At 75.2% G+C, this 15,947-nt stretch carries 11 protein-coding genes; 7 read left to right on the forward strand and 4 right to left on the reverse strand.

Annotated elements, in window-relative coordinates; translation table 11 throughout:
- Positions 1-7: 7 nt before the first annotated feature.
- The gene (ribA, locus tag ABD644_RS10715; RefSeq protein ID WP_344688839.1) at positions 8-1,354 is read right to left on the reverse strand and encodes a GTP cyclohydrolase II; all 1,347 of its coding nucleotides are present in this window, start codon (positions 1,352-1,354) and stop codon (positions 8-10) included.
- A gap of 96 nt (positions 1,355-1,450) precedes the next feature.
- Between ribA and ABD644_RS10720 the strand changes: the two genes are divergently transcribed.
- The 5 genes from ABD644_RS10720 (at position 1,451) to ABD644_RS10740 (ending at position 6,396) form a co-directional block, all read left to right on the forward strand.
- A complete protein-coding gene (locus tag ABD644_RS10720) occupies positions 1,451-2,434 on the forward strand; it encodes a zinc-binding dehydrogenase (RefSeq protein ID WP_344688840.1) in 984 nt (327 codons plus the stop codon).
- A gap of 4 nt (positions 2,435-2,438) precedes the next feature.
- Positions 2,439-2,807: a 6-pyruvoyl trahydropterin synthase family protein gene (locus ABD644_RS10725; RefSeq protein ID WP_344688841.1), complete on the forward strand. Its 369-nt coding sequence runs from the start codon at positions 2,439-2,441 to the stop codon at positions 2,805-2,807.
- Positions 2,804-3,736, forward strand: coding sequence for an FkbM family methyltransferase (locus ABD644_RS10730; protein WP_344688843.1), 933 nt, complete (start codon positions 2,804-2,806; stop codon positions 3,734-3,736). The genes ABD644_RS10725 and ABD644_RS10730 overlap by 4 nt, the downstream gene beginning before the upstream one ends.
- Before the next feature lie 22 nt (positions 3,737-3,758).
- Positions 3,759-4,811, forward strand: a complete 1,053-nt coding sequence (locus ABD644_RS10735) for a 5-methyltetrahydropteroyltriglutamate--homocysteine methyltransferase (protein WP_344688845.1) — start codon at positions 3,759-3,761, stop codon at positions 4,809-4,811.
- 151 nt (positions 4,812-4,962) lie between these two features.
- A complete protein-coding gene (locus tag ABD644_RS10740) occupies positions 4,963-6,396 on the forward strand; it encodes a selenium-binding protein SBP56-related protein (RefSeq protein ID WP_344688846.1) in 1,434 nt (477 codons plus the stop codon).
- Positions 6,397-6,405: 9 nt separating this feature from the next.
- Here the strand turns inward: ABD644_RS10740 and ABD644_RS10745 are convergent, their stop codons facing one another.
- Positions 6,406-11,901 carry an ATP-binding protein gene (locus ABD644_RS10745; RefSeq protein WP_344688847.1) on the reverse strand — a complete coding sequence of 1,832 codons (5,496 nt, stop codon included), beginning with the start codon at positions 11,899-11,901 and terminating at the stop codon, positions 6,406-6,408.
- Between the two features lie 57 nt (positions 11,902-11,958).
- Between ABD644_RS10745 and ABD644_RS10750 the strand changes: the two genes are divergently transcribed.
- Positions 11,959-12,138 carry an SDR family oxidoreductase gene (locus ABD644_RS10750; protein ID WP_344688848.1) on the forward strand — a complete coding sequence of 60 codons (180 nt, stop codon included), beginning with the start codon at positions 11,959-11,961 and terminating at the stop codon, positions 12,136-12,138.
- Between the two features lie 31 nt (positions 12,139-12,169).
- On the opposite strand, the gene ABD644_RS10755 is transcribed toward ABD644_RS10750, so the two are convergent.
- Positions 12,170-13,828 (reverse strand): bifunctional 3'-5' exonuclease/DNA polymerase, encoded by a 1,659-nt coding sequence (locus ABD644_RS10755; protein WP_344688849.1) that lies wholly within the window; start codon positions 13,826-13,828, stop codon positions 12,170-12,172.
- A 34-nt stretch (positions 13,829-13,862) separates the two neighbouring features.
- Positions 13,863-14,150: a hypothetical protein gene (locus tag ABD644_RS10760; RefSeq protein ID WP_344688850.1), complete on the reverse strand. Its 288-nt coding sequence runs from the start codon at positions 14,148-14,150 to the stop codon at positions 13,863-13,865.
- Between the two features lie 148 nt (positions 14,151-14,298).
- On the opposite strand from ABD644_RS10760, the gene ABD644_RS10765 reads away from it, so the two are divergent.
- Positions 14,299-15,933, forward strand: a complete 1,635-nt coding sequence (locus ABD644_RS10765) for a GGDEF domain-containing protein (protein WP_344688851.1) — start codon at positions 14,299-14,301, stop codon at positions 15,931-15,933.
- Positions 15,934-15,947: the final 14 nt, after the last annotated feature.

Here is a 15,947-nt window from a genome sequence, read left to right on the forward strand (position 1 = left end):
GCCGACGTCAGAGGCCGGGCCGCTGCTGCACGTCGAACGCGAGCAGGACGTCGTCGCCGGCCAGGTGCACCGACCGGTCGGTCAGCCGGATGCCGTCGGCGATCCGGTCGATCCCGAGGCCGCCGACGGCCTCCACCCCGGCGCCGATGATCGTCGGCGACAGCGACACCACCAGGCGGTCGACCGCCCCGGCGCGCAGCAGCGAGGTGATCACCCGGCCGCCGCCCTCCACGAGCAGCGAGGCGACGCCCGAGGAGCGGAGCAGCGCGAGCACCGCGTCGATCTGCACCCCGTCGGCGTCCTCGGGCACCTCGCGGACGGACGCTCCGGTCGCGGCCAGCTCCCGGCGGCGCACCGGGTCGGCGCCGGGCCGGCAGAGGATCAGCGTCGCGGCGTCGTCGGACAGCACCTTCGCCGTCGGTGGCGTGCGCAGCGTCGAATCCAGCACCACGCGCAGCGGCGACGCCCCCGGGACCATCCGCACGGTCAGCTGCGGGTCGTCGTGCAGGAGCGTGCGCGCCCCGATGAGCACCGCGTCGCAGCCGGCGCGCATCCCGTGCGCGACCCGGCGCTCGGATTCCCCGCTGATCCACCGCGCGTCACCGGTCCGCGTGGCGATCCGCCCGTCGAGCGTCTGGGCGTACTTGACGACGACAGCCGGCCGGTCGGCGCGCGGCCGCAGGGGGCCGAGCAGGCGGGCCACGTCGACCGGGACCTCGGCCAGCTCGGCGGGTGCCGGCCCGGTCGGCCGCAGGTGCCCGAGGCGTGCCTCCTTCGTCTCCAGGTAGGCCCGGTTGCGCCGGTGCGCGGACGTGCGCAGGGGGCGCAGCGACTCGACGGCCACTCCCCCGCCCCGGAGCCCCGCGGCCTTCGCCGGGTTGTTCGACAGCAGCCGCACCGACCGCACCCCCAGCGCGGTCAGGACGTCGGCGGCCTCGCCGTAGTCGCGCGCGTCGGCGTGCAGGCCGAGCTGGAGGTTCGCGTCGACGGTGTCGGCGCCGAGGTCCTGCTGGACGTAGGCCCGCAGCTTGTCGACCAGCCCGATGCCCCGGCCCTCGTGGCCGCCCAGGTACAGCACGATCCCGCGGCCCTCGGCGGCGACCGTGCGCAGCGCCGAGCGCAGCTGCACGCCGCAGTCGCACCGCAGCGAGCCGAAGGCGTCCCCGGTCAGGCACTCGGAGTGCAGCCGGGTCAGCAGCGACTCGCCGTCGTCGATCTCGCCGGCGACCAGCGCGAGGTGCACGTGCCCGGACGGCGTCTCGAAGGCGCGGGCCTGGAACTGCCCGTACGGCGTCGGGATGGGCGCGGACGCGACCTCGCGCGGACGGTGCCCGTGCCGCGGTGCAGGAAGCATCTGCCCGACTCCTCGCTCACGCGCCAACCGGGAGCCCGCACGCTACCGTTCCGCGGCCACCGACCATCAGGTTCGCCGGAACGGAAGGAGAACCGGATGCGGGCCGTTCGGCTGCAGTTCGTCGCCCCCCGCCGCGTCGAGGTCGGGCCCGTCGACCTGCCCGAGCCGGGGCCCGGTGAACTCCTGGTGCGAACCAGCTTCTCCGGGATCAGCACCGGCACGGAACTGCTCGCCTACCGAGGCCTGCTCGACCCCGCCCTGCCCCTGGACGAGCGCCTGGGGGCGCTCGGCGGCACCTTCCGGTATCCGTTCGCCTACGGGTACAGCTGCGTCGGAACGGTCGAGCGCGGCGGCGGTTCCCTCGCCCCCGGGACGACGGTCTTCGCGTTCCACCCGCACCAGGACCGGTTCGTGGTCGCCGAGGACGACGTCGTCGTCCTGCCGCCCGGCACGGACCCGCGGGTGGCCACCCTGTTCCCCTCCGTCGAGACCGCGCTGCAGCTCAGCCTGGACGCCGGACAGGTGGCGCACGAGACCGTCGTCGTGCTCGGGCTCGGCGTCGTGGGGCTCCTCACGGCGCTGCTGCTGCAGCGCGGCGGTGCCACGGTCCTCGCCGCCGACCCCCAGGGCGAGCGGCGTGCGCTCGCGCGGTCGCTGGGCGTGCACGCGGTCGCACCCGGCGAGCTGCCGGCGCGGATCCCGGCCGGCGGCGTGCCGCTGCTGCTGGAGCTGTCGGGCAACCCCGCCGCCCTCGGCGGAGCCCTGGACCTACTGGCCCACGAGGGCACCGCCCTGGTGGGTTCCTGGTACGGCCGGCAGGACGTGGCGCTTCCGCTCGGGGGCCCCTTCCACCGGCGCCGGCTCACGATCCGCAGCAGCCAGGTGTCCACGATCCCCGCCGCGCTCGCCGGCCGGTGGGACCACGCCCGCCGCCGCGCGGCTGCCGCCGCCCTGCTCGACGTCCTGCCGCTGGCAGGCCTCGCCACGACCGAGTTCGCCTTCGCCGACGCCGCGCGGGCCTATGCGGCGCTCGACCAGCAGGCCGCGGGTGTGCTGCACGTCGCGCTGCGCTATCAATAGCGCCGTGTACGAGACCGGGACGGCGACGCAGGTGGTGGCCTTCCACGTCATGCCCGGCATGCCGCCGCCGGAGGGCGAGCGGCACTCGCACGACTACCGGCTCGACGTCGTCGTGCGCCGGGACGACCTCGACGAGCGCGGCATGGTCGTCGACCTCGACGTGCTGGAGCAGGCCCTGCGAGACGCGGCGGGCCGGATCGCCGGACGGGACCTGGAGACGGTCGTGCCGGCGGAGGCCGTGACCGTCGAGGTCTTCGCCCGCTGGCTGCACGGGGAGCTCGCGGCGGCACTCGGCCGGCTCCCGGGGGCGACCCTCGGGGTCCGCGTCTGGGAGAACCCGAGCGCCTTCGGTGGCTACGCCGCGCCGCTGTGACCCCGGGGGCGCCCCTGGCGCGGCTCGTCGTCGGCCGGATGCCCCCTCGCCTCGCCGACGCCCTGCGCCGCCGCCTCGCGCCGGGGGGCGGTGCCCCCGGGCCGGTGCTGCGGTGGCTGAACCGGGGCGGGATCCCCCGGCGGGTCGGGACGTTCCGGCTGCTCGACAACCCGGACCTGGTGTTCGGCGCGACCGACTCCCAGGTGCTCGGCCAGCTCTACTGGTGGGGCGGGGAGGCCGGCTGGGAACCCGAGCTGCTCCCGTGGTGGCTCGCGTTCTGCCGCGAGGCGCGGTCGGTGCTCGAACTCGGCGCGAACGTCGGCTACTTCACCGTCCAGGGCGGCCGGGCGGTGGGGCCCGGCGCCCGGTACGTGGCCGTCGAGCCGCACCCGGTGTCCGCGGAGGCGTGCCGGGCCAACCTCGCGCGCAACGGCGTCACCTCCGTCCAGGTCGTGGTGGCGGCGGCCGTCGCCGAGCAGGGCGTGACCTCGGTTCCGCTGCTCGTCCCGGCCGACCAACAGGCCACGCCGACGATCGCCTACCTGCCCGCAGGCACCGAGCTGCCGGCGGACCTCGCCCGGGGCGCGGTCCCGGTCGCCGACGTCACCGCGGTCGACGTCCGCCGGCTGCTGCACGGGGTGGACCTGCTGAAGCTGGACGTCGAGGGGCAGGAGCACGCCCTGCTCGCCGCCGCTCGCGAGCACCTCCGGGCGCACCGGCCGGCGCTGTTCGTCGAGGTCCTGCCCGGGACGCCGCGCCTGCGCGCGCTGCTGGCCGACCTCTGCACGTCCGACGGGTACCGGTGCTACGCCCTCGGCCGGAAGGGCCCCGTCGAGCTGCGGCCCGACCAGTTGGGCACCATCTCGCTGATGGACTCCTACGGCTGCCAGGACGTCCTGCTCTGCGCGACCGACCTGCCCCACCCCTGATCCACCCCGACAGGAGACCCCCATGCCGGCCCCGCTCCCGCCGCTGCCCACGATGATCGTCGGCAGCCTGCCCCAGCCCGACTGGCTGATCGATCGGGACCGGCTGGGGCACCAGTTCCCCCCGCGCGTGCGGGCGCGGGAGCTCTGGCGCATCCCGGAGCAGTTCCTGGCCGAGGCCCAGGACGACGCGACCCTCGCCGCCATCCGGTCGCAGGAGGAGGCCGGGCTCGACATCGTCACCGACGGGGAGATCCGGCGGGAGTCCTACTCCAACCACTTCGCCACCGCGCTCGACGGCCTGGACCTCGAGCACCCCGGGACGGTGCGCAACCGGTCGGGGCTGGACATCCCGGTGCCGCGGGTGACCGGGGACATCCGGCGGCCGGCCCCGGTCCAGGTGGACGACGTCGCGTTCCTGCGCGCGCACAGCGACCGCGCCGTCAAGATCACCGTTCCCGGGCCGTTCACGATGGCCCAGCAGGCGCAGAACGACCACTACCCCGACGACCGCGGGCTGGCCCTGGCCTACGCCGACGTCGTCCGGGCGGAGATCGCCGACCTGTTCGCCGCGGGGGCCGACATCGTCCAGGTGGACGAGCCCTGGTTGCAGGCCCGCCCGGAGGTGGCCCGCCGGTACGGCGCCGAGGCGCTGACCCGGGCGCTGGAGGGCGCCGCCGGCCCGGTGCACGTGCACCTGTGCTTCGGCTACGCCGCCATGGTGGCCGAGCGGCCGGAGGGCTACTCGTTCCTGCCGGAGCTGGCCGACACCCCCGCCGACGCGGTGTCGGTGGAGACGGCGCAGTCGCACCTGGACCCGGCGACCCTGCGCCCGCTGCGCGGCAAGGGCATCGCCCTCGGCGTCCTCGACCTCTCGACCCCCGAGGTCGAGACCCCGGGCACGATCGCCGACCGGGTGCGGCGGGCCCTGGACGACGTCGACGTCGACCGGCTGATGCTGTCCAGCGACTGCGGCCTCAAGTACCTCCCCCGGGCCTCGGCCGCCGGCAAGATGCGCGCCCTCGCCGAGGCGGCCGCCCTCCTCCGGGCCGAGCTGGGACTGCCCGCGCGGGGCTGAGGCGGCGGAGCCGGGACGGTGCGCCTTCCGCTCCCCGGCTCCGGGGACGATGCTGCAGGGATCTCGCTGTCCGGCCGCCGAGCCGGGGCCGGGGCGAGGGGGGCGACGACGCCCGATCGCCCTGTCCCGCGCTCTCCAGGAGACGATCACGATGAGCGAGACCAGTGGCGCGCCCGGCACGATGGACCCGACCTTCTACCGCACCCCGGCCGAGGCGATCGGCGCCCCGACCGAGCAGCTGGCCTACGTGGTGGCCTTCGACCGGGCCGCCGAGAGGCACGATGCCCTGACCGTGGTGGACGTGGACGAGGCCTCGGACACCTACGGCCGCGTCGTCGGCTGGGCGGACCTGCCCACGACGGGCGACGAGCTGCACCACTTCGGCTGGAACGCGTGCTCCAGCGCGCTCAAGCACGAGGGGCACGACATGGGCGACGACGGGCTGCAGCGCCGCTTCCTGCTGCTGCCCGGCCTGCGCAGCTCCCGCATCCACGTCTACGACACCCGGCCCGACCCCCGGGCCCCCCACCTGCACAAGACGATCGAGCCCGAGGAGCTGGCCGCCAAGGCCGGCTACTCGCGGCCGCACACGCTGCACTGCGGCCCGGACGGCGTCTTCCTCACCTGCCTGGGCAGCGGCAACGGCAACGGGGACGGACCCGGCGGCATCGCGCTGCTCGACCACACCACCTTCGACGTCCTGCGCGCCTGGGAGACCGACCGCGGCGACCAGTACCTGGCCTACGACGCCTGGTGGCACCTCAACCAGAACACGCTGATCTCCAGCGAGTGGGGCACCCCGTCGATGATCGAGGACGGCCTGGTCCCCGACCTGCTGCTCGGCGGGAAGTACGGCCACCGGCTGCACTTCTGGGACCTCGCCACCGGCCGCAACCTGCAGACCGTGGACCTCGGCGTGGAGAACCAGATGGTCCTGGAGCTGCGCCCGTCGCACGACCCCGAGGCGACCTGGGGGTTCGTCGGCGTCGTCGTGTCGACCGCCGACCTGTCCGCCTCGGTGTGGCGCTGGCACCGCGACGGCGGCGAGTGGGCCGTCGACAAGGTCATCACCATCCCGGCCGAGCCGGCCGACGCAGCCGACCTGCCCCCCGCCCTGCAGCCGTTCGGCGCGGTGCCGCCGCTGGTCACCGACATCGACCTCTCGGTCGACGACCGGATGCTGTACGTGTCCTGCTGGGGCACCGGGGAGCTCAAGCAGTTCGATGTCTCCGATCCCGCCCACCCCCGCGAGGTCGGCTCGGTGCACCTCGGCGGCATCGTCCGGAGGACAGCCCACCCCGCAGCCCCCGGTGAACCGCTGGCGGGCGGCCCGCAGATGGTCGAGGTCAGCCGCGACGGCCGGCGGATCTTCGTCACCAACTCCCTCTACGGCGCGTGGGACGACCAGTTCTTCCCCGCGGGCGTCGGCTCCTGGATGGCCAAGCTCGACACCGATCCCGCGGCCGGCGGGCTGAGGATCGACGAGCGGTTCTTCCCGCACGGCGACGACTGGCGCGGCCTGCGCCCGCACCAGGTGCGGCTGCAGGGCGGCGACGCGTCCTCGGACTCCTACTGCTACCGCTGACCGGCCCGCTCAGCCCGCGCGCTCCATCCCCCGTTCGACGGCGGCGACGAGCCGGGGGCGGAGCTCGGCGGCGGGGATGATGTCGTGCACCGAGCCCACCCGGCGGGCGCGCTCGATGTCGTGGATCGCCTCGAACTCCGCGGCCACCTCGCCGAGCTTCTCCGAGCGGACGGCGGCGTGCAGGGTGGCGAGCTCGACCCGCAGGTGGGCCTGGTCGACGCCCTCGGCCGCGGCCACCGCCGCCTCCAGGTCGCGCACGCGCGGGTCGGCCGCCGTGCGCTTGTCGACCTCGCGGGTGAAGACGACGGCGGCGGCCGGAGCGCCGCCGAGCACCGACGCGTAGGAGCCCTCGACCGCCAGCACCTCCATGCTGTCGTTGAGCACGCCGGAGAACACCACGAAGGCACCGCCGTGGTAGCGCGAGACCAGGCAGAAGACGATCGGCCCGTCGAAGTTGACGATGGCCCGCCCGATCTCGGCGCCGTACTCCAGCTGGAGCTGGCGCAGCGACTCCGGTGACCCGTCGAAGCCGGACAGGTTGGCGATCACCACCAGCGGCCGGTTCCCGCTGGCGGCGTTGATCGCCCGCGCGGTCTTCTTCGACGAGCGCGGGAACAGCGTCCCGGCCGTCCACTGGTCCGGCCCGTCGGCGGGGACGGTGCCGCGCCGCGGGATCGGCCGGGACTCGATGCCGATGACCGTGACCGGGTGGCCGCCCAGGTGCGCGTCGTACACGACCGAGGTGTCGGCGTCGGCCATGCCGGCCCACCGCTCCAGCACCGGGTGGTCCTGGTCGGTGACCGCGCGCATGACCGTCCGGATGTCGAACGCCTTCTTGCGCTCGGGGTTGGCGGTCGCGGAGAAGATGTCGCCGACGGTCGTGAAGTCGCTGCCCGGATGCGTGTGCGGGAAGGAGCGGACGTCCCGGTCGCGGGGGTCGGTGCTCTCGGCCGGCCGCGGCCACCGCTCCCCCGGTGCGACGTAGGCGTGCTCGTAGTGGGTCAGCAGGAGCTGGCTGGCGGCGAGCAGGTCGGGCGCCCAGTACTGGGCCTGCCCGTTGGGGCCCATGATCCGGTCGTAGCCGCCGATGCCGAAGTTGTCCTCGGCCGAGACGCCTCCGGCGTAGTCGAGCGAGTGCTTGCCGGTCAGCACCATCGCGCTGTCGGGCGTCATGACCAGGATGCCCTTGGTGTGCATCAACATCGTGGCCTCGGCGTTCCAGTAGGGCTGCGCGCCGACGTTGATGCCCGCGACGACGACGTTGATCTCCCCGCCGGCCTGGGTGAAGTCGATGATCCGGCGCAGGGCCCGGGCGACCCAGTCCATGTTCTCGGTGCCGCTGGCCATCGAGATGGTGGCCCCCGAGGAGAGCGCGAACCACTCCACCGGGATGCCGCGCTCCTCGGCGAGGTCGAGGGCGGCGATGACCCGCGCGCACTCGGCCTCGGCGACCGTGCCGAGCGCCTTGGTGGGGTCGCCGAAGAGCGCCACCCGGGTCATGCCCTCGGGGTAGCGCGGGGTGCGCGTGCTGACGACGCCCGCGACGATGCCCGCCGTGTTCTGCCCCGGCGGCCGGTCGACCGGCACCAGCCGCCCGCCGTCGTCGAGGTCGTGCTCGACGAACGTGCCGCCCGCGCCGGCGAGCAGCGGGGCGAGCTCGTAGGGGTACACCGCCCCGCGGGCGCGGGAGCTGAGGACCTTCTCGGTGTACTCGTCGAGCGGCCGCATGGGCTCGGTCGGCCGGTCGGTGAGCTGCAGCGCGATGCCGGTTCCGGGCCGGTAGGAGAACCGCAGCGCCACCTCGCGCGGCTCCTGGCCGGGCTCCTGCAGCCGGGCGAACAGCATGATCTGGTCCAGCCCGGCGCCCACGGTCAGCGGTCCGACCATCTGGGCGAAGCTCGCGACGTCGGACAGCGGCACGTCGATCGAGGGCCAGGCGTAGAGGAACACCCGGTTGTGCTCCAGCGGCCGGCGCGACCGCCGCCGGGACTGGGCGCGCCGGAGGCTGTCGAGGCAGGCGGTGAGCTGGCGCTCGACGGTCGGGTACCCGAGGATCTCGCCGGCCTCGTCGCGCAGCGGCGCGAGGTCGCGCACCTCGGCCATGGCGATGAACCGCTCGTCGCTGGGCTGGTCCTTGGCCGTGACGTGGAACAGGTAGGTGTCCTCGGCCGACGGCAGGCGTTCGCCGTCGAAGTGCTTGAGCCGCCAGAGGTTCATCCGCTGGGCGGTCAGCGGGTGCAGGCCGCGGATGATCCGGTCCTCGGCCAGCCCGTCGTCCGCCGGCCGGAACGTGACCGTCTCGACGTCGCCGCCGGGCGTGCACACCGTGACCGTGACGCGGCGGACCGACGGCAGCGGCGCGAGCTCGGCGAGCATCCCGCGCAGCTCCCCGACCATCGCGTCGGGATCGGCCGGACGGTCGGGCCAGGACACGTAGAGGTCGACCAGCAGGGTGCGCGCCTCGGGGACGTCGGCCGCCGTCCGGACCACCGCGGTGAGCGCGGCCGGCAGATCGGCGATCGGGCCCATGAGCGCCACGAGGTGCAGCCGGGTGCCACGCACCTCGTAGTCGGCGGTGACGCACGACCGGCCCTCCACCAGCGACGACCGGACGTTCTCCAGGTCGCGGCTGCGGTAGTAGCGGCGGGAGAGCACCTCCAGGACGGGATCGGGCACCGCGGACCGCCGCTCGGCGCGCTCGGCCAGCAGCCGGATCAGCGGCTCGGGACTCTCGACCAGCGCCTCGACGCGACGCATGGACTCCTCGCCGTCGCCCCGTGCGGCGGCCTCCTCCAGCTCGGCGAGCAGGCGGGCGGCCGACTCGAGCACGACCTGCCGGTTCTCCCGGACGACCGGCTCCTCGAAGTAGCGGAACCGCACCGCGCGCGCCAGGTCGCCGACCGCCGGGTAGCGCAGCTGCGTGACCACGACGAGCCGGTCGAGCACGTCGGCCACCTCGGCCCGCTCGGGCCCGGACGGCGGCGCCGGCGCGGTCAGCCAGCGGTCGAGCAGCGCCAGTACGGCCGGCAGCTGGTCGGCCGTGCGCTGCTGCGCCAGGAACAGCCGGTGCACGGCCTCCTCGAGCGCCGGCCCGGGCACCTCGTCATGGAGGTCGACCTCGACGTCGTAGTGCCGCAGCGCCCGCGACAGCCGCGCGCGGAAGGTCTCCGGCAGGGCCTCCCGGTCGACGTCGAGCGAGTGCAGGTAGGCGTGGAAGTACTCGCGCGGGCTGTGGACCTGCTGGTCGGCCTCCTCCTCGGCACTGGCCGGGCGGTTGCGCGACAGCTCGGCGAGGTCGGCGAAGGTGGTCAGCACGGTCAGCTCGCCGTGCAGGAGCTCGGCGTCGTCGTCGGCCAGCTCGGCCCGGGCGGTGCCGTACTCGGCGACCAACTGCTGGGCGTAGCTCGCGCTGACGTCGTACCCGGTGATCAGGGCCTGCAGCGCGGCCAGGAGGGACAGCGCCCGGTCGCGGTGCTCGCGCGCCCGGGCGTCGCCACCGGGCAGCTCCACCCGGTCGCCGGTGGCCGCCTCGACGTCGCCGCCGAGCCGCTCGAGGTTCAGCAGCGCCGCGCCCCCGTCGACCTGGGAGTTGGCCGACACGAGGATCTCGCGCACGCGGCCGGCGAACGGCGCGCGCACCGCCGTCTCCATCTTCATGCTCTCCAGGACGGCGACCGTCTGGCCGGCCTCCACCTCCTGGCCGACCTCTGCCCGCAGGGCGACCACGACCGACGGGGCCGGGGCGCGCACCAGCCCGCCGGCGTCCCGGGTGACCCGGTGGGTGACCCCGTCGACCTCGACCAGGTGCGAGCCCACCGCCTCGACGGAGACCACCGCGAAGCGCTCGTCGCCGATCGACAGCCGGCTCTCCAGCGCGCTGAGCCGGTCGACGTCGACGTCGGCGTAACGCCCGTCCATCTCGACGCGGTACCGGTCCCGGCCGATCTTGGTCACGGTGAGGCGGTAGACCTGGCCGCGGTACCCGAGCTCGAGGGTGCGGCCGACCTCGTGCCGCGCGCGGGGGCGGCCACCGCGGGCCGAGGCCAGGAAGGCGGCCCGTTCGGCCGCCTCCTCGGTGTCGGAGGCGTCGACGGCGACCTGGACGAGGGCCGCGTAGGCCGACGGTGCGGCCTCCGCGGGACCCGTCGTGCCGGTGCGGTCCAGCCAGCCGGTGTCGGCGGTACCGGCCACCACCTCGGGCCGGTCGAGCAGGTCGAGCAGGAACGACTTGGTGGTCGTGCCGCCCCGCAGGACGACGGTGGTCTCGCGCAGCGCGCACCGCAGGCGGGCCAGCGCCTCGGGCCGGTCGCGGCCCCAGGCGATGACCTTCGCGACCATCGAGTCGTAGGCGGGTGGGATGACGTCGCCGACGCTCATGCCGGTGTCGACGCGGATGCCCGGCCCGGTGGGCAGCCGCAGCAGCTCCACCTGGCCGGGGGCGGGCGCGAAACCCTGCTCGGCGTCCTCGGCGTTGAGCCGGGCCTCGACCGCGTGCCCGGACTCCGGCGGCGGCGCGCCCTCCAGCCGGCCACCGGCGGCCACGTGCAGCTGGAGCTTCACGATGTCGAGGCCGGTCGTCTCCTCGGTGACCGGGTGCTCCACCTGGAGCCGGGTGTTGACCTCGAGGAAGGTGAACAGCTGCTCCTCGGGCTGGTAGAGGAACTCCACCGTGCCGGCGCCGACGTACCCCGCGGCGCGGACCAGCGCCGTCGAGGACTCGCGCAACGCGATCGACTGCTCGGCGGTCAGGGCAGGCGAGCTCGACTCCTCGATCACCTTCTGGTTGCGCCGCTGCACCGAGCAGTCCCGGACGCCGGGCGCCCACACGCCGCCGTACTGGTCGGCGACGACCTGCACCTCGACGTGCCGGCCCCCCTCCACCAGCCGCTCCATGAAGATGGTGGCGTCCCCGAAGGTGCGCAGCGCCTCGGCCTGCGTCCGGGTGAGCGCCTCCTCGAGCTCGGCCTCGGCGCGCACGATCCGGATGCCGCGGCCACCGCCGCCGCTGCGGGACTTGACGATGAGCGGGTAACCGATCGTGGCGGCGTGCCGGCGTCCGTCCTCGACGCCCTCCACCGGGCCGCCGCTCCACGGCGCGACCGGCACCCCGGTCGCCTCGGCGAGCACCTTGGCCTCGATCTTGGCGCCGAGCAGCCGCATTGCTGCCGGCGGGGGGCCGATGAACGTCACCCCGAGCGAGGCGCAGAGCTCGGCGAACGCCGGGTCCTCGGCGACGAAACCCCACCCGACCCAGGCCGCGTCGGCGCGGGCCGTCCGCAGCGCGCGCCCGAGTTCCTCGTGATCGAGGTAGGGGTTGCCCGCGCCGGTCTCGTGGAGCACGACCGCCTCGTCGGCGGCGCGCACGAAGGTCGCCCGCCGCTCCGACTCGGTGTGCAGCGCGATCACGCGGATGCCGTGGCCGTGCTCGGCGTTGAGCTCCCGTACCGCGCGGATGAGACGCATGGCTGGTTCGCCCCGGTTGACGACCGCGATCCGGCTGAACACCGTGTACCTCTTCCCTGACGCTGGACGCGGCCACCGCAACTCCCGCCTGAGCATTCTGTGCGGCGGCGGGATGGTCAACCGCAGCCGACGGCAGCGGGTCGACGATCATGTCCGCCACACCGACGGCTCGCGACGCCCGAGCAGCCGGCGGCCGCGATCACCTGGCTGGCCTCCGACGACGCCAGCAACGTCAACGGCGTGGTGCTCCCCTCCGACGGAGGCTGGTCGGCCCTCTGACGATGCCTCAGCCGGCGCCTCTGACGGTGCCTCAGCCGGCGTCGGCCCAGGACCGGACGACCGCGACGTCGAGCGGGAAGTCGACGGGGAACGCCCCGAACAGGAGGCGGCCGGCCTCCGCCGCGGCCTGACGCACCTCCCGGACGACGTCGTCCGCCAGGTCCTCGGGGGTGTGGACGACGACCTCGTCGTGCAGGAAGAAGACCAGGTGCGGCCGCTGGGCCGGCGTGCCGCCGCCGAGCCGCCACAGCCGGTTGCGCAGGTCGGCCAGCCAGCACAGGGCCCATTCCGCCGCGGTGCCCTGGACGACGAAGTTGCGGGTGAACCGCCCCCAGGCGCGGCGGTGGCGGTCCTGCTCCTGCCGCGACTCCCCCGCGTCCGGCGGCTCGCCGAGGTCGGCGGCACGGTCCGCCCAGGCGCCGCGGGGCGCCGGCGACCCCCGGCCGAGCAGCGTGTGCACCACCTCGCCGCGCTCGCCGGCGCGGGCGGCCTCCTCGACGAGCCCGATCGCCCGCGGGTACCGGCGGGCCAGCCGGGGCAGCATGCGCCCGCTCTCGCCTCGGGTGCCGCCGTACATGGCGCCGAGGATGCCGACCTTGGCCTCGCTGCGCGTCGCCACCGCCCCGCTCGCGACCATGCCCTCGTAGAGGTCCGCGGCGCGCGCCGCCTCGGCCATCTCGGTGTCGGCGCTCATGCCCGCGAGCACGCGCGGCTCCAGCTGGGCGACGTCGGCGACGACGAACCGCCAGCCCTCGTCGGCGACGGCCGCCGGGCGCACCTGGGCCGGGACCGACAGCGCTCCCCCACCGTTGGACGCCCACCGCCCGGTCACCACCCCACCGGGCACGAACCAGGACCGGAACCGCCCGTCGCGCACCCACGCCTCGAGCCAGGTCCAGCCGTTGGCCTGGAGCAGGCGCGAGCGCTTCTTGTACTCCAGCAGCGGCGCGATGCCGGGATGGTCGAGCTGCTCGAGCGTCCAGGAGCGCGTGTCGCTCACCGGGAGCCCCGCCGTCTGCAGGGCGCGCAGCAGCTCCCCGGGTGAGTCGGGGTTGAGGGCGGGGGCGCCGAAGGCCGCCCGGATCTGCCGCAGCAGCCGCTCGAGCTCGCTCGGCCGCTGCCCGGGAGCCGGCCGTGGGCCGAGCACCTCGGTCAGCAGGCGCGCGTGGACGTCGGCGCGCCAGGGCAGGCCGGTGTGCGTCATCTCGGCGGCCACCAGCGCGCCCGAGGACTCGGCGGCGAGCAGCAGCCCGAGGCGCCCGCGCTGCGCCGACGCCGCGACGGCCGCCTGCTGCCGGTGCTGCTCGACGGCCGGGTCGAGCCGGTCGGCGGGGTCCTCGAGCGGGAACAGCGCCGTCTCGGTCGACGTGACCGGCTGCAGCGCGTCCCACCCCGGGGTCTGGGGGCCCGCGAGCACGGACTGGTCGACGAACGGCGACCGCCGGAGCACGGCGTGGGCGAGCCGGAGGTCGGTGCACCGCTCCACCCGGACGCCGGCCTGCAGGAGCGCCGGGTACCAGCGGGTGGTGTCGTCCCACACCCAGCGGGCCGGGGACGCCTCGCGGTCCCGGACGAACCCGGCGAGCTCGGGGGCGGGCAGCCGGGTGACCCCGACCGGCGTGCCGTCGTCGGCGCTCTCCAGCGCCTCGACCACATCCTCCCCGCGGCGCAGCAGGAGGACCCGGTTCACCCCGGCAGTGTCGCCGGGCGGTCCGACAACTCGGTCAGACGCCGAGCAGCCGGCGTGCGCAGTTCCCCGGCTGCCGGAGCGACCAGCGGGCCACCCGCAACGGTGCGGCGGCCACCGCGCGGGCCACGACCACGCCCAGGCGGAGCAGGTCGGCGTACTCGGGGGGCCGCGGCGCGGGCGCGGGAGCCTTCTGCTCGGGGCGCGGTCGTTCCGGCACGAGGACGTCGGTCGCCGTGCGGCGGCGCCCGCCGCGCAGCGAGTCGAACGAGGGCATCACCGGGTACAGCCCCGTGGGCACGTCCTCCGGCGACCTGATCGGCATGATGCGCGAGCCTAACGCCGACCCGTTCGCCGGCCGACGGCGAGCCCGTGGGGACGGCGCGTGTGACGGCTGGGGCGCCAGTGGTCCGAGAGGGCTAGATCACCGAAATCGGCCCTCAAGCTGCGACGACGGATGCCGATGGGTACCTGTGACCACCACCGCGGACCTCGGCGACACGCGGGGTGAGGGGTACGGCGAGCTCGCGCCCCCACCCGCCGCCGACGTCCGCGCCCGTGCGCTGGCCGCCTCGGTCGCCGAGCTGGAGAACCTCTCCCGGTTCGACCGCGAGGACACCCACGAGCGGGCCGGACGGACGGCCGTCGCCGCCGACGACCTCGGCCGCACCGACCTCGCGCTGCGCGCCCGCCTGGTCCAGGCCGACCTGCTCCGGCGACGCGGGAACGTCGCCGAGGCCGGCCGCCGCGCCGAGGACATCCACCGCTGGGCGACCGACCACGACTCCCGGCACCTCCTCGCACGCAGCCACTTCGTCCTGACCGCCGTCTTCCAGGAGCTCGGCGACCTCTCGCTGGCCCTGGAGCACGGCGTCCGGGCGGTCGAGCTGCTCGACGAGGACGCGGCGCCCGAAGCCCGCATCGACCACGTCGCCCGCCTCGCCGACTGCCTGGGTCTCAACGGGGACCTGAGCGCCCGGGACCGGTACGACCAGGTCCTGCGCCTGGCCGAGGAGATCGGCGACGTCGACCGCCAGCTCATGGTCCTCAACAACCGCTCCTACTGCGAGACGCTCGCGGGTGCGTTCGACGAGGCGCTGGTCTGGAGCACGAAGCTCCAGGACCTCGCCGACCGGCACGGCGTCCCCCTGAGCGTCGGCCGCCTCGACACCGTCGGCCGCGCGCTCATGGAGCTGGGGCGCCTCGAGGAGGCCGAGGCCGCGCTGCTGCCCGGGCTGCGCCCCGAGGTGCTGCGCGAGTCCCTCGACGGTGACGCCGGTGCCGACTTCCTGCTGACCCTCGCCGAGGTGCGCCGGCGCCGCGGTCACCTCGCTGCGGCCCAGGATGTCCTCGACGAGACGGTGCGCCGCTGCGAGCAGCACGGCCTGACGTCGATCCGCGTGCGCGCCCGCCGGGAACAGGCCGAGGTGCACGCCGCCAGCGGCGACTTCCGGGCCGCGTACGCCGAGCACAAGACCTACTGCGACGAGCTCATGGAGCTGCAGTCCGCCGAGCGGGACGCCCGAGCCCGGGCCCTCCAGGCGATGTACGAGACCACCGAGGCCCGCCGGCAGACCCGTCGCTACCGCGAGCTCTCGCTCCGCGACCCCCTCACCGGGCTCTACAACCGCCGCTACGTCGACGACGAGCTGCCGCGCCTGCTCGGCCGCGGCGCCGGCGCGGCCGGGACCGTCACGGTGGCCCTGCTCGACCTCGACCACTTCAAGCGCATCAACGACACCCGCTCCCACGAGGTCGGCGACCGGGTGCTGCGCGCGGTCGCCGAGATGCTGCAGGACACCGGCCTGCCGGCCGACGCCGGCGACGGCTCGTTCGCCGCCCGGATGGGCGGCGAGGAGTTCCTCCTCGTCCTGGCCGGCACCGACTCCGAGTCCGCCGCGCGGCATCTGGAGAACCTCCGCCGCACGGTGCGGATGCACCCGTGGGCCGAGGTGACCGGCGACCTCCCGGTGACGGTGAGCATCGGGGTGGCCAGCACCGGCGGTGCGGCCGACGTCACCCCCGCCGAGGTGCTCGGCCGCGCCGACGCCCACCTCTACCTCGCCAAGCGCGAGGGGCGCGACCGGGTCGTCACCGACGCCGCCTGACCGCCGGCACCGCC

Origin of the sequence: Blastococcus jejuensis (assembly GCF_039534705.1) — a bacterium.
GTDB lineage: Bacteria > Actinomycetota > Actinomycetes > Mycobacteriales > Geodermatophilaceae > Blastococcus_B > Blastococcus_B jejuensis.

Excerpts from the sequence above, each read along its gene's own strand:
- ribA (WP_344688839.1), bottom strand. The coding sequence starts at position 1,354 with ATGCTTCCTGCACCGCGGCACGGGCACCGTCCGCGCGAGGTCGCGTCC.
- ABD644_RS10720 (WP_344688840.1), top strand. The coding sequence starts at position 1,451 with ATGCGGGCCGTTCGGCTGCAGTTCGTCGCCCCCCGCCGCGTCGAGGTC.
- ABD644_RS10735 (WP_344688845.1), top strand. The coding sequence starts at position 3,759 with ATGCCGGCCCCGCTCCCGCCGCTGCCCACGATGATCGTCGGCAGCCTG.
- ABD644_RS10740 (WP_344688846.1), top strand. The coding sequence starts at position 4,963 with ATGAGCGAGACCAGTGGCGCGCCCGGCACGATGGACCCGACCTTCTAC.
- ABD644_RS10760 (WP_344688850.1), bottom strand. The coding sequence starts at position 14,150 with ATGCCGATCAGGTCGCCGGAGGACGTGCCCACGGGGCTGTACCCGGTG.